This window comes from Streptomyces sp. KPB2, from assembly GCF_003950055.1.
Lineage (GTDB): Bacteria > Actinomycetota > Actinomycetes > Streptomycetales > Streptomycetaceae > Streptomyces > Streptomyces salinarius.
Genome location: NZ_CP034353.1, coordinates 1,644,863 through 1,670,933 on the forward strand (window position 1 = coordinate 1,644,863; position 26,071 = coordinate 1,670,933).

Here is a 26,071-nt window from a genome sequence, read left to right on the forward strand (position 1 = left end):
CGACACCGTGCGGCGGCCGAAACGAGCGGCGCCCGCCGAGCTGGGCGACATCGGGAACCCGGCCCCCTGCTCCGGCGTACCGGCGGTGGGACCACGCCGACCCGTCCGGCACCGGATGCCGCGCGGGCGACGCCGGCGAACGGCGCCCGCCCGCCCGGGTGGCCGACACCGGGAGCCCAGCGCCGGCACCGCCCCGACCGGCCGGACACCCCGCGTCGGTGCCGGGCTCTCGGGCGTCGGCACCGTATGACGGCGGCCGGGACGGGGACGACGCGCGGCGGTGGCCGGGGTCGTGTGCCGGGGCGGGCGGCTCCGGGGGGCCGGCAACGGGCCGGGGTGGGTGCCGGATCAGTGCGGGTGGCCCTCCGGTGGGTCCGTGCCCGTCGTGGACGGGTGGGTGTGCGCCGCGTCCAGGAGCTTCGCGGCGCCGCGCACCGCGGCCGTGTGCGGGGCCGGCACCGCGCGCAGCGGTACGTGCAGCCGGTCGGCGAGCCGGCAGGTGATCTCGGGGCGCAGCGCTCCCCCGCCCGCCAGCAGCGGCCCCCGGCCCAGCGCGTCGACGGTGAGGGACGTACCGTCCTGCCGCAGCATCGAGGTCGTCATGTCGGCCAGCGCCTCCCCGATCCGCGAGGGCGGAGTCGCGTCGTCGATGTCCCCCGTGCCCAGCGCCGTGCGGCGCGCGTCGAAGACGGCACCGTCGACCAGGAGCACCACCTCCGTGAGATGGGCACCGATGTCCATGACGAGCAGCGGCCGGGTCAGGTCGGCGCCCGCCGCGAGGGCCACCGCCCGCGCGCTGGGAACGGTCAGCACACTGCGCGGGCGCAGCACCTCCACGGCCGTACGGGCCTCGGTGCGGTAGGCCAGCCCGTCGAGGACCGGCGCGGTCACCACGACCACCGGACGGGCGAAGCGGGGCAGCCGGTGGCCCAGCAGCCGGTCGAGCATCCGGGCCGTGCCCTGGGTGTCGACGATGGAGCCCCGCTGGATGGGGTACACCGCGCCCGCACCGGGGAAGGTCACCGTCGGCACGTCGAGGATCATGCCGCGCCCGGCGACCCAGGCGCGGGTACGGGCGCTGCCCATGTCGAGGGCGACGCCGCTGCACTGCCGGCACAGCGGCCAGGGCCGGTGCCGGGACAGCGCGGCGCGGGGCCGCCGGAGCACGGTCATCGTCCGGCCTCCCGCACCTGCTGGCAGCGGGCGCAGTAGCGGGCCTGCGGCACGATCATCAGCCGGTCGCGGTCGATGGTGCGCCGGCACAGATGGCATCGGCCGTACCGGCCCTCGGCCATGCGGTCGAGGGCCGCCTCGACGTCGGCGAGGACCATGCGCGCGGAGGCCGCCAGCTTGACCCGGACCTCGGCCTGCGCGGCGGACCGCCGCTGGATCGGCTCGTCGGTACGGGACGGGACCGCCGCCATCTGCCGCAGCTGGTCCTCGCGGAACAGCCGCTGCTCCTGGAGGTTCTCCCGGAGCGCGGCGAGGTCCTCGGGCGACAGGGGCGACGGACGCGTGTCGCGGTCGTCGATGATCTGGTTGTTCACCACTTCACCCCTTGGGCAGGGCGGGAGGGACGAGTACGGGACGGAAGGGCGCGGTCAGGCGGCGGCGCGGCGCTGGCAGGCGACGCAGTACCGCGTGTAGGGAAGGATCTCCAGCCGCTCCCCCGGTACGGGCTTGCCGCAGCCCAGGCAGGTGCCGTAGGTGCCGTCCTCGACCCGGGCGAAGGCCTCGTCGATCTCCTTGAGCACGCGCTCGATCGCGGCCTGCTGCGCGGACATGAGCTGGTCGTCCGCCTGGCCGCTCTCGCCGAGGGCCTGAAGCTGGGTCATCCGGGTGTTGCGGGCGTGTTCGAGACGCTGACGCGCCTCGTGAGCGGTCAGCCGCTCGGGGCGGGGTTCGATGCGGGAGGCGTCGAGCGACACGGTGAAGGGTCCTTTTCTCGGAAGGTTCTGCGGGTTCTCGGAAGGTTCTGCGCATTCGCGACGGTTCTGGAGAGTCGCGAAGGTTCTGCGGGTATGCCGAGTGCCGGGCCGATCGGACCCGGTCATCCTCAACCTTGGCCGGGCGGCCCCGGGAAACCCATCGGGCGCAGGACCCATTTGCACGGGGGCGCGGGATCCACACGCCGGTGCGCCGGGGCGGCCGTATGGGTGCGCGGCGAGCCGGAAATGGGGGTCGGAGCCCATCGACCGGACGGGTCCGCGAGGCGCACGCTGGTCGCTTGCTCGGTCGCTACCTGGGCCGCAGCTCCCACCGAGGGTGCGCGATGACCGACAGTAGAGGCGTACCAGTCGACACGTCGCTGAAGGAGGCGTACCCCCGGTGTCCCTGTTCTGGCGGATCTTCGGGCTCAACGCGGTGGTGCTGGGCTTCGCCACGGCGCTGCTGTTGTGGGCTCCGGTGACCGTCTCCGTGCCGATCCTGCTGACCGAGGCCGTCGTCCTCGTGCTCGGCATGGGCGTCATGCTGGTGGCCAACGGCGCGCTGCTGCGCTGGGGCCTGGCGCCGCTGGAGCGGCTCACCAGGCTGATGACCACCGTCGACCTGCTGCGCCCCGGGCAGCGGCTGCCGGTCTCCGGGGGCGGTGAGATCCCCGAGCTGATCCGCACGTTCAACGCCATGCTGGACCGCCTGGAGAACGAGCGGGCCACGAGCAGTGCCCGCGTCCTGCTCGCCCAGGAGGCGGAGCGGCGCCGTATCGCCCAGGAGCTGCACGACGAGGTCGGGCAGAGCATGACGGCGATCCTGCTGGTCCTGGGGCGTGCCGCGGACGACGCCGACGAGCCGCTGCGCGACGAGCTGCACCAGGCGCAGGAGATCACCCGGGAGAGCCTGGACGAGGTCCGCCGTCTGGTGCGCCGGCTGCGGCCCGGCGTCCTGGACGACCTCGGTCTGATCAGCGCGCTGTCCTCGCTCACGCACGACTTCGCCACCCACACCGGCCTGCGGGTGGTGCGCCGTTTCGACGCGGACCTGCCGGTCCTGGACCACGAGACCGAACTGGTCCTCTACCGGGTGGCGCAGGAGAGCCTGACCAACGCCGCCCGCCACGCGGACGCCGAACGGCTGGAGGTGGGCCTGGCCCGCGTCGACGGTGCGGTGACCCTGACCGTCGCCGACGACGGCCGCGGCATCGAGGCGGCGCACGAGGGCGCCGGCATCCGCGGCATGCGTGAACGGGCCCTGCTCATCGGGGCCGCCCTCGACATCACATCGGCGCCCGGCGCCGGCACCCGTATCCGGCTCACCGCACCCCTTCCCAGGAAGTAGCTCCGACCATGTCCGACCCGTCCCTGCCCGAGCCGTCCGCGTCCGACCGCACCGCCGCGTTCGCGACGTCCGCGGACGGCCCGTCCCAGGCCTCCGCGTACGGCCCGTCCCAGGCGTCCGCCCCGGCGAAGATCCGCATCCTGCTCGCCGACGACCACGCGCTGGTACGCCGCGGTGTGCGCCTCATCCTCGACCGCGAGCCGGACCTCGAGGTGGTCGCCGAGGCCGGGGACGGCGCGGAGGCCATCGACATGGCGCGGGCCCACGAGGCCGACCTCGCGGTCCTCGACATCGCGATGCCCCGCCTCACCGGTCTCCAGGCGGCCCGCGAGCTGGCGGCGCTCAAGCCGGGGCTGCGCATCCTGATGCTGACGATGCACGACAACGAGCAATACCTGTTCCAGGCGCTGAAGTCGGGTGCCTGCGGATACGTGCTCAAGTCGGTCGCCGACCGGGATCTCGTCGCCGCCTGCCGGGCCGCGATGCGCGACGAGCCCTTCCTGTACCCGGGTGCGGTGACGGCGCTCATCCGCAACTACCTCGACCGGGTACGGCACGGCGAGGAGACCTCCGACCACATCCTCACCCCGCGCGAGGAGGAGGTCCTCAAGCTGGTCGCCGAGGGTCACTCCTCGAAGGAGATCGCCGAGATGCTCTTCATCAGCATCAAGACCGTCCAGCGGCACCGGGCGAACCTGTTGCAGAAGCTCGGCCTGCGCGACCGCCTGGAGCTGACCCGGTACGCCATTCGAGCCGGGCTCATCGAGCCCTGACGCTCCCACGAACCGCCCGTGGCTCTGGCCGCCCACTCCCCGGCCGGAGCCCCGGGCTCCCCCACCCGCCAGGCCCGCTCATCCACCACGAAAGGGGACGGTGCATGCGACGACGGCTCGCGAGCGTGCTCACCGTCCTGCTGACCGTCCTGCTGCCCCTGGTCCCGGCCTGGCCCGCGGCCGGTGCGCACGTCGGTCCGAGCGGTCCCCTCGCGGCGGCCGCCGCCACGGCCGTGCCGCACCCGGCCCTCGACCTCCACGCCGACGACGGCTGCACGCCGGTCTGCGCCGCCCAGCCCCGGGCCCGGCACGACCAGCCGGCCGGTCGTCCCACGGCACCGGACCAGCACCCGGCGACCACCGCGTACCTCGGGGGCGGCGTCGCCCCGGGCGGCCACGCACGGACGTCGTTCGCGCCCGGCCCGGTGCCGGTCTCCCCCGGCCGCGCGAGCCACGACAGCGGCCGGGCGCCACCCGTCTCCTCCGGCACCTGAGACACCACTCCTTCCTTTCACCTTCTTCCGCCGCGGCCGCGCACGGCCGCCGCCGCGGTGTGCCCGCCGGAGGCCCGTGTTGAAACGCTCCCGTCCCCCTTCCCGCACCCGTTCGCGCTCGCGTTCCCGCTCCCTGAACGTCCGCGCGCTCCTCGCGCTCGCCGTCATGGCCGCGTCCGTCGCCATCGCGCTGACCATGCCGGTCCGCCTCGGGCTCGACCTGCGCGGCGGCACCCAGATCGTGCTGGAGACCAAGTCCACCGAGACCACCAAGGCCGACCGCGAGGCCACCGACCGCACCGTGGAGGTGCTGCGGGGCCGCATCGACGCCCTCGGTGTCGCCGAGCCGACCATCGTCCGCTCCGGCGAGAACCGGGTCGTCGTCGAGCTGCCGGGCGTACAGGACCCGAAGAAGGCCGCCGACGTGCTCGGCCGCACCGCGCAGCTCACCGTCCACTCGGTGCTCGGCCCGGCGGAGAACCCCGCCGACGCCGGCGAGGGCAGGACCGAGGCAGCCAAGGACGGCGAGCGGGTGCTGCCGGACGAGTCCGGGCAGTCCCTGCGGCTGAAGGCCGCCACGCTGACCGGGCAGGACGTCAAGGGCGCCGACGCCCGCTTCGACCAGCAGAACGGCGCCGGCTGGACCGTCACCGTCGACTTCAAGGACTCCGGCAGCGACCGCTGGGCGCAGGTGACCGGCGAGGCGGCCTGCAACCCGGCCGGTGACCCCAAGCGCCGGGTCGCCATCGTGCTCGACGACAAGATCATCTCCTCGCCGCAGGTCGACCCCTCCGTGTCCTGCGGGGCGGGCATCACCGGCGGCTCCACGCAGATCACCGGCTCCTTCGACGACGCCGAGGCGCGCGAACTGGCCCTGCTCATCAAGGGCGGCGCCCTGCCCGTGCCGGTCGAGACCATCGAGCAGCGCACCATCGGCGCCACCCTGGGCGACGAGGCCATCAACGCCGGCGCCTGGGCCGCCGTCATCGGCACCGCGCTGACCGCGCTGTTCATCATCGTCGTCTACCGCCTGATGGGCGCCCTGGCGACCGTGGCCCTGCTCTGCTACGGCCTGATCTCCTACGCCGCCCTGGCCGCGGTCGGCGCGACCCTGACCCTGCCGGGACTGGCCGGCTTCGTCCTGGCGATCGGCATGGCGGTGGACGCCAACGTCCTGGTCTTCGAACGGGCCCGCGAGGAGCAGGCGGTCCGGACCCGTCCCAGTACCCGGTCCGCGCTGACCGCCGGTTTCCGCAGCGCCTTCAGCGCGATCGCCGACTCCAACATCACCACGCTGATCGCCGCCGCCCTGCTGTTCTTCCTGGCCTCCGGCCCGGTCAAGGGCTTCGGTGTCACGCTCGGCATCGGTGTGCTGGCCTCGATGGTCAGCGCCCTGGTGATCACCCGGGTGCTGGCCGAGTTCGCCGCGAGCCGCCCGGCGGTCTTCCGCCGCCCCGGCATCACCGGCATCTCGACCACCGGGCCGGTCCGGGACGCCCTGCTGCGCCGCAACCCGTTCCTGATGGCCCGGCCGCGCCGCTGGCTGGCGGCGTCCCTGATCGTCATGGTGGTGGCGGGCTCCGGCATCCTGGTGCGCGGCCTGAACTTCGGCATCGAGTTCACCGGCGGCCGGCTCATCGAGTACTCCACCGCCGACCAGGTCGATCCCGACCGGGCCCGGGACGCCCTCGCCGACGCGGGCTTCCCGCGCGCCGTCGTCCAGTCCTCCGGGGACGGCGACCTCACGGTGCGCACGGAGGAGCTGACCGACGACGAGGCGGCGACCGTCACCAAGGCCGTCGCCGAACTGGGCGGCGAGACGGAGAAGGTCCGCGACGAGCTGATCGGCCCGAGCCTCGGCGAGGAGCTGCGCCGGGACGCCCTGATCGCCCTCGGCCTCGCGCTGGCCGCCCAGCTGGCCTACCTCGCGGTCCGCTTCCGCCTGCTGTTCGGCACGGCGGCGGTCAGTGCGCTCGCCCACGACGTGGTCATCCTGGTCGGTGTGTTCGCCTGGCTGGGCAAGCCGATCGACGGGGTGTTCCTGGCCGCGCTGCTGACCGTGATCGGCTACTCGGTGAACGACTCGGTGGTCCTCTTCGACCGCGTCCGGGAGTTGCTGGGCAAGGAGCGGAAGGCGCCGTTCGCCCGGCTCACCAACGACGCGATCCTGCAGACCCTGCCGCGTACGGTCAACACCGGCATGGGCGCCGTGCTCATCCTGGCCTCGCTGGCGATCCTGGCCGACGACTCGCTCACCGACTTCGCGCTCGCGCTGCTGATCGGCGTGGGGGTCGGGACGTACTCGTCGGTCTTCACCGCCTCTCCCCTGGCCATCGAGCTGCACGAGCGCGGCACCGGGTCCCGCTCCACGCGCCGCAAGGGCGGCAAGGGGCAGGGAGCCCGCAGGACCGGGAAGACCGACAAGCAGGTCCCCGCGAGCCGCACGGAACGGCAGGAGGCCCTCTAGGGACCGACTGCCCGCAGGGAACGCGTGGCCGCCCCCACTCTGGACGGGGGCGGCCACGCTCTGGACGGGGGCGGCCACGCTCTGGACGGGGGCGGCCCCGCTCTGGACGGGGGCGTCCCCGCTCGGGGGCGCCCCGCTCAGAGCCCGAGGACCCCGGAGTCCTGGCGCGCGCCCGTGAAGTGCTGCCCGACCAGGGCCCGCACCGCGTCCGGGTCGCCGGCGATCAGCGCGTCGAGGAGCGCGGTGTGCTCGTGCGCGTCGGCGACCAGGTCGGCCCGCCCGCGCGCGGTGGGCGAGCCGGCCGGCGGCCACTGGGCGCGGCGGTGCACGTCACCGGCGATCCGGACCAGCTCCTCGTTGCCGGCCAGGGCGAGCACCGCGCGGTGGAAGGCGCGGTCGGCCTCGGCGTAGGTGGCCGGGCAGCCGGAGGAGGCGGCGCGGGCGGTGGCCTCGGCGAGGGGGCGCAGCTCCGCCCAGCGCTCGGCGGGCACCGTACGGGCCAGCCGGAGCCACACCGGGACCTCGATCAGGGCCCGGACCTCGGCCAGCTCGGCCAGTTCCCGGTCGCCGCGTTCGACGACGCGGAAGCCGCGGTTGGGGATGACCTCGACGGCGCCCTCCAGGGCGAGCTGCTGCATGGCCTCCCGCACGGGTGTGGCCGAGACGCCGAACCGCTCGCCGAGCACGGGCGCCGAGTAGACCTCGCCGGGCCGCAGCTCGCCGGTGACCAGCGCGGCGCGCAGGGCGTCGAGGACCTGCCCGCGCACGGAGGAACGCTGGACGGGGGTGCGCGGGCGGGGCGTGGAGTGGCCGGGTGCGGACGGCCCGGGCACGGACGGTCCCGGTGCGGGCGGTTCGCCGTGGGTGTGCTCGCCCCGCGCCGCCCCGTCCGGCTCCCCGGCGCCGCGCATCCGGCCCCGGGCCCGGCTCTGGTCTTCGTCCCGGTCCCGGGCCACGTCCGCCGCCGAGGGCTGCACCGGAATCCGCACCGCTGCCGCCGTACCCGCACCGGGCCCTGCGGCGCCCTGCGCGCTGTGCTTCACGGGTCCTCCTGCGGGACGTGTCGGTACTTGAGGTCATTACGGCGGGTTGTCACCTGTCCGTCAAGCACGATAGGCGCAGGGGCGGCCAGTTCAAATCCCCGGCACCTTGGGTAAGGTAAGGCTTACCTCTAAGCAACCCGTTGTCCCGACGTGGATCGGTGGTCCCGCATGCCTGTCGCCCGTACGGCCTTCACGGACGCCTACGCGCGCCTGTCCGAGGTCCTCCCCGGGCTGGGCGTCACCGAACTGGGCGCGGCCGACGGGGTGCCGAGCGGCGACGGCTGGTTCACGGCCGCCGCGCTCGCCTCGGACGGGGCGGAGCTGGCGGCGTTCCTCGCCCAGGACGAGGCGCAGGTGCTGCGGGACTACGGGCAGCGGGCCCGGCCGGACGTGATCGCGAGCTTCGGCCTGCACCGGTACGCGTGGCCGGCCTGCCTGCTGATCACCGTGCCGTGGTTCCTGCACCGCCGGGTGCCCCGCCTTCCCGCGGCCCACGTGGCCTACGACCGCACGGCCGCCGGGCTCCCCCTGGGCCGGATGGCGGTGCGCGCCACCTCGTTCGCCTGTCTGCCGGGCGATCCGGCCGCCGCCCTGCCGGGCGCCCGGGTGGTCGCCGACGAGGAGGCGCTGCGCGCCGAGGTGCGGGCGGCGGTCGCCGAGCACATCGAACCGGTCCTGGCCGGATTCGGCCCCCGGATGCGGCGGCGCGGACGCGCCCTGTGGGGCATGGCGACCGACGAGGTCGTCGAGGGCCTGTGGTACGTCGCCCACCTGCTCGGCGAGCAGGAGCGGGCGCGCCACGAGCTGGAGCTGCTGCTGCCGGGCGCCACCAAGCCGTACGTCGGCGACGCGGCGTTCCGCGAGCTGAAGGGGCCGGACGGCACCCCGCTGCACACACGGGACCGGGCGAGCTGCTGCATGTTCTACACCCTGCGCCCGGAGGACACCTGCGCCACCTGCCCGCGCACCTGCGACGCGGACCGCGTCGAGAAGCTGCTCGCGGCAGCCGGCTGACCCACCGTCGGCTAAGATCATCGGCGTTGTTTCACAACTCCCCCACCCGTCACGGGAACTTTCCGTGGAACCACCCGTACGGGTAGTCTTATTCGAACTCAACTCCCGCCCCTCACGCGGCAGTTCGAGCAGAACGCCGCCCTGGGCACCCCCTCTGCACTTCCTTGGCGGCCTCTTGCCCCGAAACCCCCTGAGGGCCGCTGGGTTTGGGCCACCATGGCGGGCGTTACGCCCTATCCCACTGCAAGGGACCCCAGATGAGATTGACCGACATATCGCTGAACTGGCTGCTTCCGGGCGCCGTGCTGCTCCTGGGCATGCTGGCGGCGGTGGCGGTGCTCGCGCGCGGCAAGCGTTCCTCGGGGAAGGACGCGGGCGCGGACGACTCGTGGGAGCGGATGGAGGAGCGCCGCCGGCGCAAGGAGGCGCTCTACGGCACCTTCTCCTACGTCCTGCTCTTCTGCTGTGCCGCGGTCGCCGCGGCGCTCTCCTTCCACGGTCTGGTCGGCTTCGGCGAGCAGAACCTCGGTCTGAGCGGCGGCTGGCAGTACCTGGTCCCGTTCGGGCTCGACGGCGCGGCGATGTTCTGCTCCGTCCTCGCGGTGCGCGAGGCCAGCCACGGTGACGCGGCGCTCGGCTCGCGGATACTCGTGTGGGCCTTCGCCTTCGCCGCGGCCTGGTTCAACTGGGTGCACGCGCCGCGCGGCCTGGGGCACGCGGGTGCCCCGCACTTCTTCGCGGGCATGTCCCTGTCGGCGGCGGTGCTGTTCGACCGGGCGCTGAAGCAGACCCGCCGGGCCGCCCTGCGCGAGCAGGGTCTGGTGCCGCGTCCGCTGCCGCAGATCCGCATGGTCCGCTGGCTGCGCGCGCCCCGGGAGACGTACCGCGCCTGGTCGCTGATGCTCCTGGAGGGCGTGCGCAGCCTGGACGAGGCGGTCGAGGAGGTGCGCGACGACCGGCGCCAGAAGGAGGAGAAGAAGCTGCGGCGGCGCGAGCAGGAGCGGCTGGAGCGGGCGCAGCTCAAGGCGATCAGCCGGGGCCACGGCCACCGCGGCTTCCCGGGCCGCGGCGGCCGCCAGGTCGAGGTCGAGGTGCAGCAGGTCGAGCGCGGCTCGGAACGCGCCACCGCGGAGCCTGCCATATCGACCCCGGAGCAGCTGCCCGCGGCAAGCCGGCGTCCCTCCCTCCAGCCCGTGCGGAGCGGGTCTGAGCAGATGAGGGTGGAGACCGTGGAGACCGTGGACCTCACCGCGGAGGACGACACGCAGGCCCTGCCCCGCCTGGACTCCCTGGAGCGCAAGCTCAAGGACCTGGAGCAGCAGTTCGGTTAGGGCCGGTCCGAGCGGCAGCGTGGCGACGGCCTGGGGCGTCGGGGCATCCCGGCGCCTCAGGCCGCTTCCGCGCCTGCTTCCCCGCCCGGTTCCGCGCCCAGCTCGAACCAGACCGACTTGCCCGCCTCGAAGGGCCGTACGCCCCAGTCGTCGGCGAGCGACTCGACCAGGAACAGGCCTCTGCCGTTGGTGCTCCCCTCCTGCGGGGCGCGCGGTCCGGGCTGCCGGCCGCGGCCGGTGAAGTCCCGCACCTCGACCCGCAGGGCACGCGGCCCGACCGTCGCGGTCAGCACGGCGCCGTCGTCGGTGTGGACGAGCGCGTTGGTGACCAGCTCGCTGGTGAGCAGCTCGGCGACCTCCGACTGTCCGGGCCCGCCCCAGTGCCGCAGCAGCTCACGCAGGGCCCGCCGGGCCTCCGGCACCGCCCGCAGATCGGCCCGGCCGAGCCGCCGCCTGAGCTGTGACACCGCCTCCTCCTTCATGTCCCCCGTCGGCGCGCTGATGTCGCTTCCCCCTGTCTGTCCCGTCCGTCCCGTCCGGGTCGAACATCTTCACGGGGAAAGCCTTGCCCGTTCGGGCCCCCGGCAGTCATCGAGTTTCGGGCGGGCGGCCCGAGCGGTCACGGCCGGGGAACGTTGCGCAGGTTGGAGCGGGCCATCTGGAGCATGCGGCCGACGCCGCCGTCCAGGACGATCTTCGAGGCGGACAGGGCGAAGCCGGTGACCATGTCGGCGCTGATCTTCGGCGGGATGGACAGGGCGTTGGGGTCGGTGACGACGTCGACGAGGGCGGGACCCTTGTGCTTGAACGCCGCCTTCAGCGCCCCCGCCAGGTCCTTGGGCTTCTCCACCCGTACGCCGAAGACGCCGCAGGCCTCGGCGACGGCGGCGAAGTCGGGGTTCTTGTTGGCCACGCCGTGCGAGGGCAGGCCGGCGACGAGCATCTCCAACTCGACCATGCCCAGCGAGGAGTTGTTGAAGAGGACGACCTTCACCGGCAGGTCGTGCTGGACGAGCGTGAGGAAGTCGCCCATCAGCATGGTGAACCCGCCGTCGCCGGACATCGACACGACCTGCCGGCGCCGGTCGGTGAACTGGGCGCCGATCGCCATCGGCAGCGCGTTCGCCATCGAGCCGTGGGAGAAGGAACCGATGATGCGGCGCCGTCCGTTGGGCGAGATGTAGCGCGCCGCCCAGACGTTGCACATCCCGGTGTCGACGGTGAACACGGCGTCGTCGTCGGCCATTTCGTCGAGCACGGCGGCGACGTACTCGGGGTGGATCGGAACGTGCTTGTCGACCTTGCGGGTGTAGGCCTTGACGACGCCCTCCAGCGCGTCCGCGTGCTTCTTCAGCATCCGGTCGAGGAAGCGGCGGCTCTTCTTCTCCTTCACCCGCGGGATCAGACAGCGCAGCGTCTCCCGGGCGTCGCCCCACACCGCGAGGTCCAGCTTGGAGCGCCGGCCCAGGTGCTCGGGCCGGACGTCGATCTGGGCGATCTTCACGTCGTTCGGCAGGAAGGCGTTGTACGGGAAGTCGGTGCCGATCAGGAGCAGCAGGTCGCACTCGTGGGTGGCCTCGTAGGCGGCGCCGTAGCCGAGCAGTCCGCTCATGCCGACGTCGTACGGGTTGTCGTACTGGATGAACTCCTTGCCCCGCAGGGCGTGCCCCACCGGGGCCTTGAGCTTCCCGGCGAACTCCATGACCTCGGCGTGCGCGCCCGCGGTGCCGCTGCCGCAGAACAGGGTGACCCGCTCGGCGTCGTCGATCATCCGCACCAGCCGGTCGATCTCCTCGTCGCCGGGCCGGACGGTGGGCCGGGAGGTGACCAGTGCCGTCTCCGCGGCCCGCTCCGGGGCGGGCTCGTCCGCGATGTCGCCGGGCAGCGAGACGACGCTGACGCCGCCCTGGCCCACGGCGTGCTGGATGGCGGTCTGCAGCAGCCGGGGCATCTGCTTCGGGCTGGAGATCAGCTCGCTGTAGTGGCTGCACTCGCGGAACAGCTGGTCGGGGTGGGTCTCCTGGAAGAAGCCCAGGCCGATCTCGCTGGAGGGGATCTGCGAGGCGAGGGCGAGGACGGGGGCCATGGAGCGGTGGGCGTCGTAGAGCCCGTTGATGAGGTGGAGGTTGCCGGGGCCGCAGGAGCCCGCGCACGCGGCCAGCTTCCCGGTGATCTGCGCCTCCGCGCCGGCGGCGAAGGCGGCGGTCTCCTCGTGCCGGACGTGCACCCATTCGATGCCGGAGTGACGGCGCACGGCGTCCACGATCGGGTTCAGGCTGTCCCCGACGACTCCGTAGAGGCGCTCCACCCCGGCGCGGGCGAGGATGTCGACGAACTGTTCCGCGACGTTCTGTTTGGCCATGGGTCCAGCTATGCCACAGCGAGCGGTCTCACGCCTCCCAAACGGCGGCGGCCGTACGGTCGTCCGCGTATCCCTTGACCCGGACGCGGCCGTCGGCGAGGAACTCCCCGAGTCCGGGCGCCGGGCGGCCCGTCCATCTACGGGCGAGGAGTTCGCCCAGTCCGGGCTCGTTCAGCAGCGGCTCGGCGAGGCCCGCGGTGCACATCAGGAGCACGTCACCCGGGCGGGCTACGGAGGCCCGGAAGCGGAAGGGCTCGCGGGGCGGTTCGGCGGGCGGGCCGTCGCGGGGCCCCGGGGCCGTGGTGATGCCGAGGTCCATGGTGAGCCGGTCGCCCTCGGGCGTCTCGGCGGGCGCGTCGGCGGGCATGCCGCCGGGGGCGCTTCCGGGCGTTCCCCGGGGCGCGGAACCGAAGCCGAGGACGGGTTCACCGGTGACGTCGCCGACGTCCGGTTCCATGTCCTGCCACGCGCCGTCGCGCAGCCGGAGCAGTCCGCCAGCGCCGACGCCGAAGAACACCCGGGTGCGGCACTCGGGGTCGGCGGGCAGCAGCAGGCAGCGCAGGGTGGCCGCGTACTCGTGCGGCTCCAGGCCCTGTTCGGCGGCGCCGGCGCGGAGCCGGCCGAGGCTGCGGTCGGTGAGGCGGTGGAGGCCGGACTTGAGGTCGCCGCGCCGGGCGGCCCGCAGGTCCTCGGCGAGCCGCGCGTGACTGCGCCCGACCGCCCGCCCGATCCACCGGCACACCTCGGCCGCCGCCCGGTGCGCCCCGGCGGTGGCGCGGGCGCCGGTCGCCATCGCCACCAGGACCAGCGCCTGCTCGGCGGCGCCGAACCGGGCGACGAGCAGCGCGTCGCGCCGCGGCTCGCCCCGGTACCGCGCGGAGTCCCCGCGCACGGAGACGGCCCGCAGCGTGCACGTCCCGTACCGGGCGCCTTCCAGCACGGTGTCGGGGACCAGCCCGTCGAGACCGTCGGGATCGGCGGGCGGCAACGCGGTGGGCTCGGCGTCGTAGGTGGGCGGTCCGCTGCCGACGTAGTCGGGGTCGGCGCCGTCCGCTTCGGTCGGCGGCGAGGGCAGGAACGCGGGCGGGAGCGGGGGCAGGCCGGACGCGGTCCGGGGCGGCGGAACGTCGGCCGGGGGCTCCGTGAGGTCGGCGGCTCCGGTGCCCGAGGTGGTGAGCCCGCGCGGTCCGCCCCCTCGCCCCCGGCCGCCGGATGCCGGGGCCGGCGGTACCGGGGGCGCGGACTCCGCGGCGCCGGGCCCCTGCGGGGCCGCTGCGGGCGGCACGGCGCCGGGCACTCCGTTCTCCGGCGGCACGGCGCCGGGCCTGTCGTTCCCCGGCGAAGGCACGGTGCCGGACCGCAGTGACCCGTCGGCGTCCGCCGGGCCCGCGCCGCGGGGGCCGGGGATGTCCGGGGTGTTCGCCGGGGACGCCCACCACGGAGACCGGGGTCCGGGCGGGACGGGGTCCTGCGGGGGCGGGGCCGCCGCGTCCTCGGTGCCGGCGGCCGGACGGCGGGCCACCGTGCCGGACGCCGAGGCGAAGCGGTCGTCCAGGGAATCGGGTGCGGCCGTGGGGCCGGTGTCGTCGGTGGAGTCGTCGTACAGCTGACCCCACCAGTCGTCCTCAGGACCGGTGGGACCGGTGGGACCGGTGGGCCTTCCCCCCTGCTGACTCATGCTCCCGATTGTCCACCGAGGGAGCCGGATGAAAACGGGGCATCGGGAAATTCGGGCCGGACCGGCGCCCGCCGGGCGGCGTGTCGGGGGACGCGTCGAACACTTCTCCGAGGTGGGGTGGCCGGGCGGCCCCACCCCCCACGGGAGGACCGCCCGGCGACGCCACCTTGGCAGAGTGACCGGCGGTACGGCGATGATGTCCGCGGGCGGGTTTACGCCGTGGCCGTTTTCCGCCACGGACGTCCCCGCGGCTGGCGATGATCATGGGTCCGGGGAGGGGCGACGCCTGATGCTGGGAGTGCTGGGGCTGGAGGACACGCAGGAGGCGGCGTACCGGGCGCTGGTGTCGGTGGGCGCCGCCGACGTGCCCGATCTGGCGCGGCGGCTGACGCTCGGCGAGCAGGACACCGAGCGCGCGCTGCGCCGGCTGGAGCAGCACGGGCTCGCCGCCCAGTCCTCGGCCCGCCCGGGACGCTGGGTCGCGGCCCCGCCGGGCGTCGCGCTGGGCGCCCTGCTCACCCAGCAGCGGCACGAGCTGGACCGGGCGGAGCTGGCGGCGGCGCTGCTGGCGGAGGAGTACCGGGCGGCGGCGGCCGAGCCGGCCGTGCACGACCTGGTGGAGGTGGTGACCGGCGCCGGGGCCGTCGCCCGGCGCTTCCTCCAGCTGCAGCTCGGCGCGAGCGACGAGGTCTGCGCGCTGGTCACCGACCGGCCGGTCGCCGTGACCGGCATGGAGAACGACGCGGAGGAGCAGGCCACCGGACGCGGTGTGCGTTACCGCGTGGTGGTCGAGCGGTCGGTGCTCGACCTGCCGCACGGCATCACCGAGCTGACCGCCGCGCTGGGCCGCGACGAACAGGTCCGGGTCGTGGACCGGGTACCGACCAAGCTGGTCGTAGCCGACCGCTCCCTCGCCCTGGTGCCGCTCACCGCGCACTCCTCGGAGCCCACCGCGCTGGTCGTGCACGCCAGTGGCCTGCTCGAACTCCTGTCGGGCCTCTTCGAGGCGGTGTGGCAGGACGCCCTGCCGCTGCGGCTGGGCGCCTCCGGGGTGACCGAGCACGGCCCGGACGGGCCCGACGGCACCGATCTGGAGATCCTCTCCCTGCTGCTCGCCGGTCTGACCGACGCGAGCGTCGCCAAGCAGCTCGACCTGGGCCTGCGGACCGTACAGCGGCGGGTGAAGCGCCTGATGGAGCTGACCGGTGTCACCACCCGGCTTCAGCTGGGCTGGCACGCCTACGAACGGGACTGGGTGGCCCGCAAGCCCTGAGAGGCCCCTCCCCCGCCCCCCGGACTTCTGCGGACCGGGCCGGACTCCGGCACCCTGGACAGATGGGAGCGTGGGACCTCCTGCTGGCCGGCCTGGTCATCCTGCTCGGGCTGTGCGGCGTCCTGCTCCCCGGCGTGCCCGGGTCGTGGCTGGTGTGGGCCGGGGTCCTGTGGTGGGCGCTGAAGGACCCGCGGCCGCTCGCGTGGGCCGTCCTCGTCGGCGCCACCGTCGTCCTGCTGCTGTCCCGGGCGGTGCGCTGGGCGCTGCCGCGCCGCAGGAGACGCCGGGACGAGGCCATGCGCCGGCTGACGGCCTACGGGGGCGCGGGCGCCGTCCTCGGTTTCGTGGTCGTCCCCGTACTGGGCGCGATCCCCGGCTTCCTGGGCGGCGTCTACCTCGCCGAGCGGCTGCGGCTCGGGCGGCACGGCGAGGCGATGGCGTCACTGCGGACGGCGATGCGCCACGGCGGCACCGACCTGCTGACGGAGCTGTTCGCGTGCCTGCTGATCACCGGGGCGTGGCTGGGAGCGGTGCTGGCCGGCTGACCGGGGCGCCCTCCAGCGTCAGCAGCCGCGTCTTGCGTTCCAGGCCGCCCGCGTACCCGGTCAGGGAGCCGTCGGCGCCGATCACCCGGTGGCAGGGGCGCAGGATCAGCAGCGGGTTGGCGCCGATCGCGCCCCCGACGGCGCGTACCGCGGGCCGCGAGGCCCCGATGCGCGCGGCGATCTCGCCGTACGTGGTCGTCGCCCCGTAGGGCACGTCGTCCAGGGCCGCCCAGACGCGCTCCCGGAAGGCGGTGCCCTCGGCGCGCAGCGGCAGCCGGAATCCGGTCGACTCCCCGGCGAAGTAGGCGCCGAGCTGCTCCTCGGCCGCCCGGAACGGCCCGGGGTCGTGCCGCCAGCCGTCCTGGACGCTGCGGCCGCCCTTCTGCCCGGGCACGGACAGGGAGGTGATCGCCCCGTCGGGTCCGGCGGTCAGCAGCAGCCGTCCGACGGGACTGTCGATCTCGTGCCAGTAGGTGGTGGCGGGGGTGGTCATCGGTCGTTCTCCCACTCTCCTGCTGCGCGCAGGTGGTTCAGTGCGTAGGAGCGCCAGGGGCGCCAGGTGTCGGGGACGGCGGGGCCGGGCGGGGCGACGTCCGGGTCGCCGAGGGCGCGGGTGCGCACGACGGCGACGGTACGGGCGTCGAGGCCGGGCACGGCGAGCAGGGCGCGCTCGGCGTCGTCCCGGTCGGCGCCCGGGTCAAGGCGTACGGCGCCGTCGGCGAGGGCGGCGGCGAGCGCGCCCGGGGCGCCGTCGGGCGCGGCCTCGGCGAGGACGGCCGGTTCGGGGAAGAGGTGGGTGAGGGTGCCGCAGGGCGCGTCGAGTGCCTTGCCGTACCGCTGGACGAGCCGCTCGGCCTCCGCGCGCCCCACCAGGGCCCGTACCGCGAGTTCGTCGGGGTCGGCGGTGCCCGGTGAGCGCAGCCCGGGGCGGGCGGCGACCAGCGGGGCGAGCCGGGGGTCGGCGCCGAGGCGCTCGTCGACGGCGTACGGGTCGGCGTCGAGGTCGAACAGCCGCCGCAGCCGCTGTACGGAGGTGGTGAGGTCGCGCAGGTCGGTGAGGTGGAGGCGGGCCTCCAGCCAGCCGCCGCTGCCGGTCCGGCCCGCCCGGTCCGGCCCGCCCGGGCGCCCCGGCCGTTCCTGGACGGCGACGATCCCGGTGCCGTACGGCAGGCGCAGGGTGCGCCGGTAGACGCGGTGGCCGGGTGCGCCGCTCACCTCCTCGATCCCGGCGACGGCCTCCCGCTGAAGCAGGTCGAAGACGGGGCCGGACCGGTAGGGCCCGCGGTGGGCGAGGCGCAGCGGGACGCCGGCGGTGGGGGTGGCCGTGCGCCGGGCGGCGCGGTCGCGGGCCGGGGCGGCGGCGCGCAGCTCGCTCGGGGTGGCCGCGTACACGGCCCGGATCGTGTCGTTGAACTGGCGCACGCTGGCGAACCCGGACGCGAAGGCGATCTCGGTGACCGGGAGGGCGGTGGTCTGCAGCAGGACACGCGCGGTGTGCGCCCGCTGGGCGCGGGCGAGCGCGACGGGTCCCGCGCCGACCTCGGCGGTGAGCTGGCGCTGCACCTGGCGGGCGCTGTAGCCGAGCCGGACGGCGAGTCCGGCGACGCCCTCGCGGTCGACGACGCCGTCGCCGATCAGCCGCATGGCCCGGCCCACGACGTCGGCGCGGACGTTCCAGTCGGCGGAGCCCGGCACGGCGTCGGGACGGCACCGCCGGCAGGCCCGGAAGCCCGAGCCCTGCGCGGCGGCGGCCGTGGGGAAGAACCGCACGTTGTGCCGCTTCGGCGTGACCGCGGGGCAGCTCGGGCGGCAGTAGATGCCGGTCGTCTCGACGGCGAAGAAGAACGCGCCGTCGAACCGGGCGTCCCGGCTCCGCACGGCCTCGTACCTGCCGTCCTCGTGCGTCTTCTCGTACTCCGCTGTCCGTGTCACGCAGTCCAGTCTCCGCCGGACCGGCGGACCGGGCTGGCGGAAATCGGACATCGCGTCGGAGCGGCCGCGGGAGCTACCGCAGGTTGCCCCGCTTGGCCTCCATTGCGGCCTTGCCGATGGCGTCGCGGCGCTTCCACTCCTTGCGCATCTCGGCCCGCAGCCGGGCGTCGCTCTTGGCGACGATGCGCTGGTTCTCCCGCACGAGCTTGCGGTAGCTCTCCAGCCGTCGCACGGGCAGTTCCCCGCTGTCGATGGCGGCGAGGACGGCGCAGCCAGGCTCGGACTCGTGGGCGCAGTCGTGGAACCGGCAGCCCTCGGCCAGCTCCTCGATCTCGGCGAACACCTGCCCGACCCCGCCGCCCGCGTCGAAGAGCCCGACGCCCCGCAGACCGGGGGTGTCGATCAGCACTCCCCCGCCGGGCAGGGCGAGGAGGTTGCGCGTGGTGGTGGTGTGCCGGCCCTTGCCGTCGACGTCGCGGATGGCCTGCACCCCCATGACGTCCTCGCCGATCAGCGCGTTGGCGAGGGTGGACTTGCCGGCGCCGGACTGCCCGAGCAGCACGGCCGTGCCGCCGGAGACGACGGCGGCGAGGACGTCGAGCCCCTCGCCCTGCTCGGCGCTGACGGACAGCACCGGCACGCCGGGCGCGGCCGTCTCCACGTCCTGGACGAGGTGCGCCAGGGTCACCGGGTCGGGCACGAGGTCGGCCTTGGTGAGGACGACCAGGGGCTGTGCCCCGGACTCCCAGGCGAGGGCGAGGAACCGCTCGATCCGGGCGAGGTCCAGCTCGGCCGCGAGCGACACGGCGACGATGGCGTGGTCGACGTTGGCCGCGAGGATCTGCCCCTCGGACCGCTTGGAGGAGGTGGAGCGCACGAAGGCGGTACGGCGCGGCAGATACGTGCGTACGTAGCGCGGGGTGCCGCCCTCGGGGTCGACGGCGACCCAGTCGCCGGTGCAGACGACGCGCAGGGGGTCGTTGGGGGTGACGAACGCGGTGTCGGCCCGCAGGACGCCGTCCGCGGTGACGACGTCGCACTGCCCCCGGTCGACGCGCAGGACCCGGCCGGGCAGCAGCCCTTCGGCGGCGTGCGGCGCGAACGCGTCGGCCCAGTCGTCGTCCCAGCCGTAGGACGTCAGGGTGGAGGAGGGCAGGGCGGAGGAAGCGGAGTGGGAAGTCAAGGGTGACCCTTCACAAGGGCGGCCCCGGCGGCGCGTGCACGGACGCGCGGAAGGAAGTGGTGTCAGCCGGAGGCCACGGAGGTGGACTTGATGATCCGGAATCGGGCAACGCCCGGCGCGGCGACAGTCATCGGTCAACACCTCCAGGTCATGCGCGGCAGACGGCGGCTACGGAGCAGCCGCGGGAACGAACACGACCTTAGCCGCCGCCCCGACGACGCACCAGCGGTTTTTCGGGGAAGCGGCCTCGGCGCGGCCCGCTGCCGGACCGGCGGCCTCATGACCTTTGTCAGTACCGACGGCTGCCGGAAGTAATTAGCCTTGCCGACGTGAAAGGATCAGTCGCCTTCCCCACCCCTGTCCGGCCCGGCACCGCGCCCGTCGAGCAGAAGCGGCCCATGAGGCGCTCGCTGGTCCCGGCACTGCTCGTGTGGGCCGCGCTCAACGTCCCGGCCCTGCTGCTGTCCTCGGGGTTCCCGGACGGCCTGAACACGTGGTGGCAGATCCTGATCGGGGCCGTGGTCACCGGTGTCGCGGTCGCGCTGCACCGTGACCTGCCCCTGGTCTCGTTCGTGCTGTGCCTCGCCCTGTGGTGGACCCTCGGCACGCTGGACAACGACCTGGGGTCGGCGGTCCTCTCGCCGTACCTGCCCGCCGTCTTCGTCATCAGCTTCACCCTGGGGCGGCTCCCGGTGCCCGCCACGGCGGTGCTGCCGGCCGTCGGCGGCACGATCGTCGTCGGTTCGGTGCTCGCGGTCGTGGTCCATCTGTCGCTGCCGGTCTGGTTCCTGCTGCTGACGGTGCTGATCTTCGCCTGTCTGCTGCCCTGGCTGACGGGCCGCTACTGGCAGCAGCGGCACGAACTGCAGCTCGCGGGCTGGGAGCACGCCCATCAGATGGAGTTGCAGCAGCGCATCCTGATCGACCAGGCCCGGCTGCGGGAGCGGACCCGGATCGCCGAGGACATGCACGACTCGCTGGGCCACGAACTCAGCCTGATCGCCCTGCGCGCCGGGGCGCTCCAGGTCGCGCCCGGCGTGGCGGAGAGTTTCCGCAGCGGCGCCGGCGAACTGCGGGAGAGCACCGCGCGGGCGATGGAGCACCTGCGCGAGATCATCGGCGTGCTGCGCGAGGACGACTCGGACTCGCCGCTGGATCCCTCGCAGTCCGGCATCGGCGCGCTGGTCGACCGGACCCGGGCGTCCGGCGTGCGGGTGGACCTGGAACAGGTGGGCGAGCCGGAGCAGTTGCCCGCCATGACGGACAAGGCGCTGTACCGGGTGGTGCAGGAGTCCCTGACCAACGCGATCAAGCACGCCCCGGGCGCCCCCGTGACCGTGCGGGTGGAGTACGGGCGCGGCGGGGTCATGGTGACCGTGCGCAACGCCGCGCCGCAGGAGCCGCCGGCGGACGACCGGCCGAGCGGCGGGCGCGGGCTGATCGGGCTCCGGGAGCGGGCACGGCTGGCCGGCGGACGGGTGCACGCCGCCCCGCTGCCGGACGGCGGTTTCCAGGTGACGGCCCGGCTGCCCCGGGTGCCCGAGGCGATCAGGCCCGACGAGGACCCCTCGTGGCCGCCGGCGGAGACCGGGGCGACGGAGGACGGTCTCGCGGACGCGACCACGCATGTGCGCAGGCGCTTCATCACCGCGGTGGCGCTGCCGTGCGCGCTGTTCGTCCTGCTCGTCGTGGGGATGATCGGCTACTACGCGTATCTGTCGGCGTCCTCCACCCTCTCGGAGGAGGACTTCGACGGGCTCCGGGTCGGGCAGCCCACCGCCGACGTCAACCAGGTGCTTCCGGACAACGACATGAACGATCCGCCGTCCGAGGAGCTGCCCGTTCCACCCGGCGCGTCCTGCAGCTACTACCGTTCCAGTGATGCGCTCTTCGTCCGGGTCGACGTCTACCGGCTCTGTTTCGCCCAGGGGCACCTCGTGGCCAAGGACGTCATCACCGCCGAGTCCCGGGCTCCCGTCGACAACGGCTGACCGGCTCCCCCACCTGCGCTCCATCTCGAAGAGGAGAAGACCATCACTCCCATCACCCTGGTACTGGCCGACGACGAAGCGATGATCCGCGCGGGGGTGAAGGCCATCCTGGCCACCGATCCCGAGATCAACGTGGTCGCCGAGGCGGCCGACGGGCACGAGGCCATCGCCCTGACGCTGGAGCACCGGCCCGACGTGGTGCTCATGGACATCCGGATGCCCGTCATGGACGGGCTGGCCGCCACCGCCGAGATCAAGCGGCAGGTGCCGCAGACCTCGGTGCTGGTGCTGACCACGTTCTCCGAGGACTCGTACGTGGCCCGCGCGCTGGGCGACGGCGCCAGTGGCTTCATGCTCAAGTCCGGTGATCCGCGGGAGCTGTTGACCGGCGTGCACGCGGCGGCGGCCGGTGCGTCCTATCTGTCGGCGAAGGTCGCCGAGCGGGTCATCGCCGAGCTCAACCGCGGCTCCGGGCGGCAGGCCGAGTCGCGCGGTGCCGCCGCGCAGCAGCGGGTGAGTGCGCTGACCGAGCGGGAGAAGGAGGTGCTCGCGCTGGTGGGCGGCGGCCTGTCCAACGCCGACATCGGCAGGCGGCTCCATGTCGTGGAGGGCACCGTCAAGAGCTACGTCAGCGCCATCTTCACCGCGCTGGGCGTGCGCAACCGGGTGCAGGCCGCGATCATCGCCTACGAGGCCGGGCTCGTCACCGACCGCGAGGCCTGACACACGTCGTACCCCGGGCACTTGGGCGCCCGGAGTACGACGGTCGGGGGTGACGCGGGGTCACGCGTCACGCTTTCGGAAGGCGTAGAAGCCCAGGCCCAGCGCCCCGAAGGCCCACAGGGCGAGGAGCAGGAGTCTCAATGACGAAGTCAAGCCGCTTGCGTGACCGGCGGGGCGGGAGTGAATACCCGGTTGTCACGCAGCAGGGCCCACAACACGCTGGCTCGTCGGCGGGCCAGGGCGATGACGGCCTGGATGTGTTTGCAGCCCTCGCCGCGCTTCTTCAGGTAGAAGTCCCGGTTCGGTCCTTCGCGGGTCATGCTCGTCTGCGCGGACATGTAGAACACCCTGCGCAGGCGTCGGCTGTAGCGCTTGGGCCGGTGGAGGTTGCCGGTCCGGCGACCGGAGTCACGCGGGACGGGCACCAGCCCGGCCGCCGATGCCAGGTGGCCGGCGTCGGCGTAGGCCGACAGGTCGCCGGCGGCCACAACGAACTCGGCTCCGAGTATCGGGCCCATACCGGGCAGCGACTCGATGATCTCCGCCTGCGGATGACTGCGGAACGTCTCGCGGATCTGCTTGTCGATGCGCTTCATCCGGTCGTCCAGGGCCAGGAGCTGCCCGGCCAGTTCGGCCACGATCTGTGCGGCGACGTCCTCACCGGGCAGCGCGGTCTGCTGGGCTTGGGCTGCTGCCAGTGCGGTCTCGGCGACCGCGTCGGCCCCACGCACGCCGCGGTTGGCCAGCCAGGCCGTCAGCCTCGCCCGGCCGCGGCGGCGGATCGCGACCGGGGTCTGGTAGCCCGTCAGCAGGACGAGCGCGCCTTTGTGGGCCGAGTAGTCGAAAGCCCGCTCCAGTGCGGGGAAGACGCCAGTCAGCACGTCGCGCAGGCGGTTGATCATCCGCACGCGGTCGGCCACCAAGTCGGTGCGGTGGGCGGTCATCAGCGCGAGGTCGACGGCCAGCTGGGCGGGCACGTCGATGGCGGTGAAGTCGTTGCGGTGGCGGGCGGTCTCGGCGATGACGTAGGCGTCACGGGCGTCGGTCTTGGCCTCGCCCCGGTATGCGCCCGACATGCGGTTGACCGTGCGGCCAGGCACGTAGACGGCCTGCTGGCCATGGGCCGCGAGCAGGGCCAGCAGCAGCGCGGAGGACGTGCCGGAGATGTCGACCGCCCAGTGGACCTCGTCGGCCAGGTCCAGGATCTCGCCGAGCGCTGTCAGGATCGCCGACTCGTCGTTGTCGACCTTCTTCGACCACAGGGTCGCGCCGGTCTCGTCGACCACCGCCGTCCAGTGGTGGCCCTTGCCGGCATCGACACCGGCCCAGACCTGGGTCTTCCGCTCGTTCACTCGCCCCTCCTCAAACCATCCGGCATGCCGTCGGCCCGAGGAACACCCCGCTGTCATCTCCGTAATCAGCGACCGCACAAGGCGCGCACATCTCAATCAGCAGCCAGGGCGCCCCGGAGAGCCGGGCGGCCACTCCTGCTGAGCCACTGAAGACAAGAACCCATCAGCCACACCCGGCCCTCCCAGGCCGCCCAACAACTTACGGAGCCCCATGCCGGGTCCGTAGGGCGTGCTGTCCGCGTTCATGAAGACGGTGCCGGCGGAGTTGGGCATCCGCTCCGCGAGCGAGACCAGCGGGCCGATGTCGGAGGCCTGGAGGATCACCGGCAGGACGGTGAGTCCGACGAAGACCAGGGTGAGCGTGCCGGCGGCGCTGCGTACGGCCACGGCGACGGCGATGGTGAGTACGGCGACGAGGGCGAGGTAGACCCCGATCCGCAGGGCGCTGCCCAGGGCGTCGCCGCCGGCCGTGTCCGCCTCGTCGCCCAGGGACATCGAGGAGACGCCGACGCCGATCAGGCCGAACACGATGCCGGCGAGCAGGCTCACCGCGCCGGCCACCGCGGTCTTGGCCACCAGCAGCCGGCCGCGCATCGGCACGGCCTGCAGGGTGGTGCGGATGCTGCCGGAGGCGTACTCGGCGGTGATCATCAGCATCGCCAGGGCGATCAGCGCGAACTGGGCGACGTACACGGTGGCGACGGCGACTTCACCGACCGGCACCAGGGCGCCCTTCTTGTTGTTGTTCGCCATGGTGGCGCCGAGGATCGGGGTGGTGAGCAGCATCAGCCCCGCGCCACCGAGCAGGCACCACCAGGTGGACCTGACGGACCAGAGTTTGATCCATTCCGCTGCCACGGCGCCGGGCAGTCCGCCCCCGGAGCCGCGTACGGCCGGGCCGGCGGTCGCGGCGGGCATTGATGTCGTCATGACCATTCCTTGTGCTGTGTCAACGGTGCGACGCGGTCGCGTGGAGTTCTGCCGCCGTTTGAGGGCGGGATGCTGCTGCGGGCGCGGCGCCCAACACCGGTTTCAGTACCGGGCGTTGCCGCAGCCGGGCGACGGCCCAGGTGCCGGGGGCCCGCACGGCCAGCAGGAGCAGGGGGGCCAGCACCAGGCCGAGCAGGGCACCGGCGGCCACGTCGTGCAGGTAGTGCACGCCGACGTAGACCCGGGAGAGTGCGACGAGCACGGCGAGGGGGAGGGCGAAGGCGGCCACGAGGCGCCAGGTGACGAGGAGCGTCGCGGCGGAGGCCGCGGCGATCACGGAGTGGTTGCTCGGGAAGGCCCAGTCGCCCGGTGCCGGGCATTCGGCGATGGTCCGGACGTTCGGGATGTCGCGGCAGGGCCGCTCCTCGTGCAGCCAGATCTTGATGATCTCGCTCAGTCCGTACACCACCATCACGGCGGCCGGTGCGAGCAGTGCCTGGGCCATCGAGCGGTCGTCGCGGGTGCGGGCCCTCCACCACTGGACGGCGAAGAGGGCGACGAAGACGAGGATGCCGAGTTCGGTGCCGATCTCGCCGGCGGACTGCATCCAGTCCGGCGTGGTGGCCGCCCACTCGGTGATGTCCCGGTAGACGCCGACGCCGTACTCGGGGCCGGCCTTCGCGAGGTGCACGGTCGCGGTCGTGTCAGACATCACGCCCCCGTTCCCGGGTACTGCTGGTGGCCGGACGCGGCGCCGAACTCGACACTGTCCGCGGTGAGTTCCATGTACGCCTGTTCGAGGGAGGCCTCGACGCTGCGGACCTCGTGCAGCCGGACGCCCATCTCGTAGGCCATGTCGGAGACCCGGTCGACGGTGAGTCCCGTGATGTACAGCTCGTTGTGGCTCTCCCAGCGGGCGGGCACCGACCATTCGTGCAGCCGGGCCATGAGCTTCTGCAGCCCTTCCTGCTCCGGGCCGCGCGCCCGCACGGCGTTGACCGAGCTGCTCTCGATGAGCGCCTGGACGGTCGTCTCGGTGATCAGCCGGCCCTTGCCGATGATCACCAGGTGGTCGGCGGTGAGCTGCATCTCGCTCATGAGGTGACTGGAGACGAAGACGGTACGGCCCTCGGCGGCGAGTCCGCGCATCAGACCGCGGATCCAGCGCACGCCGTCGGGGTCGAGGCCGTTGACCGGCTCGTCGAACATGACGACGCCGGGGTTGCCCAGCAGGGCGCCGGCGATGCCCAGGCGCTGGCCCATGCCGAGCGAGAACGAGCCGGCGCGGCGGCCCGCCACCGAGGTGAGGCCCACGGTTTCCAGGACCTCGTCGACCCTGCGGGCGGGAATGCCGTTGGTACGGGCGAGGGCCCGCAGATGGGCGCGCGCGCTGCGGCCGGGGTGCACGGCCTTGGCGTCCAGCAGGGCGCCGATCTCGCGCAGCGGGTAGGCCAGTTCGGCGTACGGCCGGCCGCCGACGAGCGCCTGACCGGAGGTGGGACGGTCCAGACCCATGATCATCCGCATGGTGGTGGACTTGCCCGCACCGTTGGGCCCGAGGAACCCGGTGACCTTGCCCGCCCCGATGGTGAGGGACAGGTCGCCCACGGCGGTCTGATCGCCGTACCTCTTCGTCAGCCCCTGCAGGGTGATCATGGATGAATACTCCCAGCCGTTCCAGCTTCTCTGTCTCACCGAGAAACT

Annotated in this window: 24 protein-coding genes; 10 read left to right on the forward strand and 14 right to left on the reverse strand. The window is 73.7% G+C overall.

The window, feature by feature from the left end; genetic code table 11:
* Nucleotides 1–348: 348 nt before the first annotated feature.
* From D1J63_RS07090 to D1J63_RS07100, 3 genes are read right to left on the reverse strand one after another with little or no spacing between them, the layout of a single operon-like run.
* Nucleotides 349–1,173 (reverse strand): rod shape-determining protein, encoded by an 825-nt coding sequence (locus tag D1J63_RS07090; protein WP_164712746.1) that lies wholly within the window; start codon nt 1,171–1,173, stop codon nt 349–351.
* Nucleotides 1,170–1,550, reverse strand: coding sequence for a TraR/DksA C4-type zinc finger protein (locus tag D1J63_RS07095; RefSeq protein ID WP_125628210.1), 381 nt, complete (start codon nt 1,548–1,550; stop codon nt 1,170–1,172). The genes D1J63_RS07090 and D1J63_RS07095 overlap by 4 nt, the downstream gene beginning before the upstream one ends.
* Before the next feature lie 51 nt (nt 1,551–1,601).
* Nucleotides 1,602–1,928: a TraR/DksA C4-type zinc finger protein gene (locus D1J63_RS07100; RefSeq protein ID WP_102927618.1), complete on the reverse strand. Its 327-nt coding sequence runs from the start codon at nt 1,926–1,928 to the stop codon at nt 1,602–1,604.
* Nucleotides 1,929–2,328: 400 nt separating this feature from the next.
* Between D1J63_RS07100 and D1J63_RS07105 the strand changes: the two genes are divergently transcribed.
* From D1J63_RS07105 to secD, 4 genes are all read left to right on the forward strand, one after another.
* Nucleotides 2,329–3,276 (forward strand): HAMP domain-containing sensor histidine kinase, encoded by a 948-nt coding sequence (locus tag D1J63_RS07105; protein WP_164712747.1) that lies wholly within the window; start codon nt 2,329–2,331, stop codon nt 3,274–3,276.
* An 8-nt stretch (nt 3,277–3,284) separates the two neighbouring features.
* A complete protein-coding gene (locus D1J63_RS07110) occupies nt 3,285–4,049 on the forward strand; it encodes a response regulator transcription factor (protein ID WP_125628211.1) in 765 nt (254 codons plus the stop codon).
* 104 nt (nt 4,050–4,153) lie between these two features.
* Entirely contained in the window at nt 4,154–4,543 is a 390-nt protein-coding gene (locus D1J63_RS07115) for a hypothetical protein (protein ID WP_125628212.1), read from the forward strand.
* A gap of 79 nt (nt 4,544–4,622) precedes the next feature.
* The gene (gene secD / locus D1J63_RS07120) at nt 4,623–7,010 is read left to right on the forward strand and encodes a protein translocase subunit SecD (protein WP_125628213.1); all 2,388 of its coding nucleotides are present in this window, start codon (nt 4,623–4,625) and stop codon (nt 7,008–7,010) included.
* Between the two features lie 137 nt (nt 7,011–7,147).
* Here the strand turns inward: secD and D1J63_RS07125 are convergent, their stop codons facing one another.
* Nucleotides 7,148–8,053, reverse strand: coding sequence for a GntR family transcriptional regulator (locus tag D1J63_RS07125; RefSeq protein WP_125628214.1), 906 nt, complete (start codon nt 8,051–8,053; stop codon nt 7,148–7,150).
* Nucleotides 8,054–8,221: 168 nt separating this feature from the next.
* Here D1J63_RS07125 and D1J63_RS07130 point away from each other — a divergent pair, with 168 nt between their 5' ends.
* Nucleotides 8,222–9,067 (forward strand): (2Fe-2S)-binding protein, encoded by an 846-nt coding sequence (locus D1J63_RS07130; protein WP_125628215.1) that lies wholly within the window; start codon nt 8,222–8,224, stop codon nt 9,065–9,067.
* Between the two features lie 257 nt (nt 9,068–9,324).
* Complete coding sequence (locus D1J63_RS07135; protein ID WP_125628216.1) at nt 9,325–10,398, forward strand: DUF2637 domain-containing protein; 1,074 nt, start codon at nt 9,325–9,327, stop codon at nt 10,396–10,398.
* 56 nt (nt 10,399–10,454) lie between these two features.
* Here D1J63_RS07135 and D1J63_RS07140 read toward each other — a convergent pair whose 3' ends face one another.
* The 3 genes from D1J63_RS07140 to D1J63_RS07150 all read right to left on the reverse strand — a co-directional run bounded on the left by D1J63_RS07140 (nt 10,455) and on the right by D1J63_RS07150 (nt 14,438).
* The gene (locus tag D1J63_RS07140; protein ID WP_164712748.1) at nt 10,455–10,880 is read right to left on the reverse strand and encodes an ATP-binding protein; all 426 of its coding nucleotides are present in this window, start codon (nt 10,878–10,880) and stop codon (nt 10,455–10,457) included.
* Between the two features lie 137 nt (nt 10,881–11,017).
* The gene (locus D1J63_RS07145) at nt 11,018–12,760 is read right to left on the reverse strand and encodes a pyruvate dehydrogenase (protein ID WP_125628218.1); all 1,743 of its coding nucleotides are present in this window, start codon (nt 12,758–12,760) and stop codon (nt 11,018–11,020) included.
* Nucleotides 12,761–12,788: 28 nt separating this feature from the next.
* Nucleotides 12,789–14,438: a protein phosphatase 2C domain-containing protein gene (locus D1J63_RS07150; RefSeq protein ID WP_125628219.1), complete on the reverse strand. Its 1,650-nt coding sequence runs from the start codon at nt 14,436–14,438 to the stop codon at nt 12,789–12,791.
* A gap of 289 nt (nt 14,439–14,727) precedes the next feature.
* On the opposite strand from D1J63_RS07150, the gene D1J63_RS07155 reads away from it, so the two are divergent.
* Entirely contained in the window at nt 14,728–15,711 is a 984-nt protein-coding gene (locus D1J63_RS07155) for a LuxR family transcriptional regulator (protein WP_102930130.1), read from the forward strand.
* A 62-nt stretch (nt 15,712–15,773) separates the two neighbouring features.
* On the forward strand, nt 15,774–16,256 hold the full coding sequence (locus D1J63_RS07160; protein WP_102930129.1) for a DUF456 domain-containing protein: 483 nt from the start codon (nt 15,774–15,776) through the stop codon (nt 16,254–16,256).
* On the opposite strand, the gene D1J63_RS07165 is transcribed toward D1J63_RS07160, so the two are convergent.
* The 3 genes from D1J63_RS07165 to rsgA are packed head-to-tail and all read right to left on the reverse strand — an operon-like array spanning nt 16,219 to nt 19,371.
* Nucleotides 16,219–16,749, reverse strand: a complete 531-nt coding sequence (locus D1J63_RS07165; protein ID WP_125628220.1) for a methylated-DNA--[protein]-cysteine S-methyltransferase — start codon at nt 16,747–16,749, stop codon at nt 16,219–16,221. The two genes, D1J63_RS07160 and D1J63_RS07165, sit on opposite strands and share 38 nt — an antisense overlap.
* Nucleotides 16,746–18,239, reverse strand: a complete 1,494-nt coding sequence (locus tag D1J63_RS07170; RefSeq protein ID WP_241235528.1) for an AlkA N-terminal domain-containing protein — start codon at nt 18,237–18,239, stop codon at nt 16,746–16,748. The genes D1J63_RS07165 and D1J63_RS07170 overlap by 4 nt, the downstream gene beginning before the upstream one ends.
* 22 nt (nt 18,240–18,261) lie before the next feature.
* Nucleotides 18,262–19,371 carry a ribosome small subunit-dependent GTPase A gene (gene rsgA, locus D1J63_RS07175; protein ID WP_197924458.1) on the reverse strand — a complete coding sequence of 370 codons (1,110 nt, stop codon included), beginning with the start codon at nt 19,369–19,371 and terminating at the stop codon, nt 18,262–18,264.
* 329 nt (nt 19,372–19,700) lie between these two features.
* Between rsgA and D1J63_RS07180 the strand changes: the two genes are divergently transcribed.
* Both D1J63_RS07180 and D1J63_RS07185 read left to right on the forward strand, forming a co-directional pair.
* Complete coding sequence (locus D1J63_RS07180) at nt 19,701–21,362, forward strand: sensor histidine kinase (protein WP_125628221.1); 1,662 nt, start codon at nt 19,701–19,703, stop codon at nt 21,360–21,362.
* A gap of 57 nt (nt 21,363–21,419) precedes the next feature.
* Nucleotides 21,420–22,085, forward strand: a complete 666-nt coding sequence (locus D1J63_RS07185) for a response regulator transcription factor (RefSeq protein WP_269671259.1) — start codon at nt 21,420–21,422, stop codon at nt 22,083–22,085.
* 149 nt (nt 22,086–22,234) lie between these two features.
* Here the strand turns inward: D1J63_RS07185 and D1J63_RS07190 are convergent, their stop codons facing one another.
* The 4 genes from D1J63_RS07190 to D1J63_RS07205 form a co-directional block, all read right to left on the reverse strand.
* On the reverse strand, nt 22,235–23,437 hold the full coding sequence (locus D1J63_RS07190; RefSeq protein WP_125628222.1) for an IS110 family transposase: 1,203 nt from the start codon (nt 23,435–23,437) through the stop codon (nt 22,235–22,237).
* A 96-nt stretch (nt 23,438–23,533) separates the two neighbouring features.
* Nucleotides 23,534–24,367, reverse strand: a complete 834-nt coding sequence (locus D1J63_RS07195; RefSeq protein ID WP_164712749.1) for an ABC transporter permease — start codon at nt 24,365–24,367, stop codon at nt 23,534–23,536.
* Nucleotides 24,368–24,386: 19 nt separating this feature from the next.
* Nucleotides 24,387–25,079: a phosphatase PAP2 family protein gene (locus D1J63_RS07200; protein WP_125628224.1), complete on the reverse strand. Its 693-nt coding sequence runs from the start codon at nt 25,077–25,079 to the stop codon at nt 24,387–24,389.
* Complete coding sequence (locus D1J63_RS07205) at nt 25,079–26,023, reverse strand: ABC transporter ATP-binding protein (RefSeq protein ID WP_125628225.1); 945 nt, start codon at nt 26,021–26,023, stop codon at nt 25,079–25,081. The genes D1J63_RS07200 and D1J63_RS07205 overlap by 1 nt, the downstream gene beginning before the upstream one ends.
* Nucleotides 26,024–26,071 lie beyond the last annotated feature (48 nt).

Coding starts and splice junctions, on each gene's coding strand:
- D1J63_RS07200 (WP_125628224.1), bottom strand. CDS start 25,079: ATGTCTGACACGACCGCGACCGTGCACCTCGCGAAGGCCGGCCCCGAG.
- D1J63_RS07160 (WP_102930129.1), top strand. CDS start 15,774: ATGGGAGCGTGGGACCTCCTGCTGGCCGGCCTGGTCATCCTGCTCGGG.
- D1J63_RS07165 (WP_125628220.1), bottom strand. CDS start 16,749: ATGACCACCCCCGCCACCACCTACTGGCACGAGATCGACAGTCCCGTC.
- D1J63_RS07110 (WP_125628211.1), top strand. CDS start 3,285: ATGTCCGACCCGTCCCTGCCCGAGCCGTCCGCGTCCGACCGCACCGCC.
- D1J63_RS07150 (WP_125628219.1), bottom strand. CDS start 14,438: ATGAGTCAGCAGGGGGGAAGGCCCACCGGTCCCACCGGTCCCACCGGT.
- D1J63_RS07140 (WP_164712748.1), bottom strand. CDS start 10,880: ATGAAGGAGGAGGCGGTGTCACAGCTCAGGCGGCGGCTCGGCCGGGCC.
- D1J63_RS07130 (WP_125628215.1), top strand. CDS start 8,222: ATGCCTGTCGCCCGTACGGCCTTCACGGACGCCTACGCGCGCCTGTCC.
- D1J63_RS07205 (WP_125628225.1), bottom strand. CDS start 26,023: ATGATCACCCTGCAGGGGCTGACGAAGAGGTACGGCGATCAGACCGCC.
- D1J63_RS07155 (WP_102930130.1), top strand. CDS start 14,728: ATGCTGGGAGTGCTGGGGCTGGAGGACACGCAGGAGGCGGCGTACCGG.
- D1J63_RS07195 (WP_164712749.1), bottom strand. CDS start 24,367: ATGACGACATCAATGCCCGCCGCGACCGCCGGCCCGGCCGTACGCGGC.
- D1J63_RS07145 (WP_125628218.1), bottom strand. CDS start 12,760: ATGGCCAAACAGAACGTCGCGGAACAGTTCGTCGACATCCTCGCCCGC.
- D1J63_RS07170 (WP_241235528.1), bottom strand. CDS start 18,239: ATGTCCGATTTCCGCCAGCCCGGTCCGCCGGTCCGGCGGAGACTGGAC.
- D1J63_RS07135 (WP_125628216.1), top strand. CDS start 9,325: ATGAGATTGACCGACATATCGCTGAACTGGCTGCTTCCGGGCGCCGTG.
- D1J63_RS07090 (WP_164712746.1), bottom strand. CDS start 1,173: ATGACCGTGCTCCGGCGGCCCCGCGCCGCGCTGTCCCGGCACCGGCCC.
- D1J63_RS07115 (WP_125628212.1), top strand. CDS start 4,154: ATGCGACGACGGCTCGCGAGCGTGCTCACCGTCCTGCTGACCGTCCTG.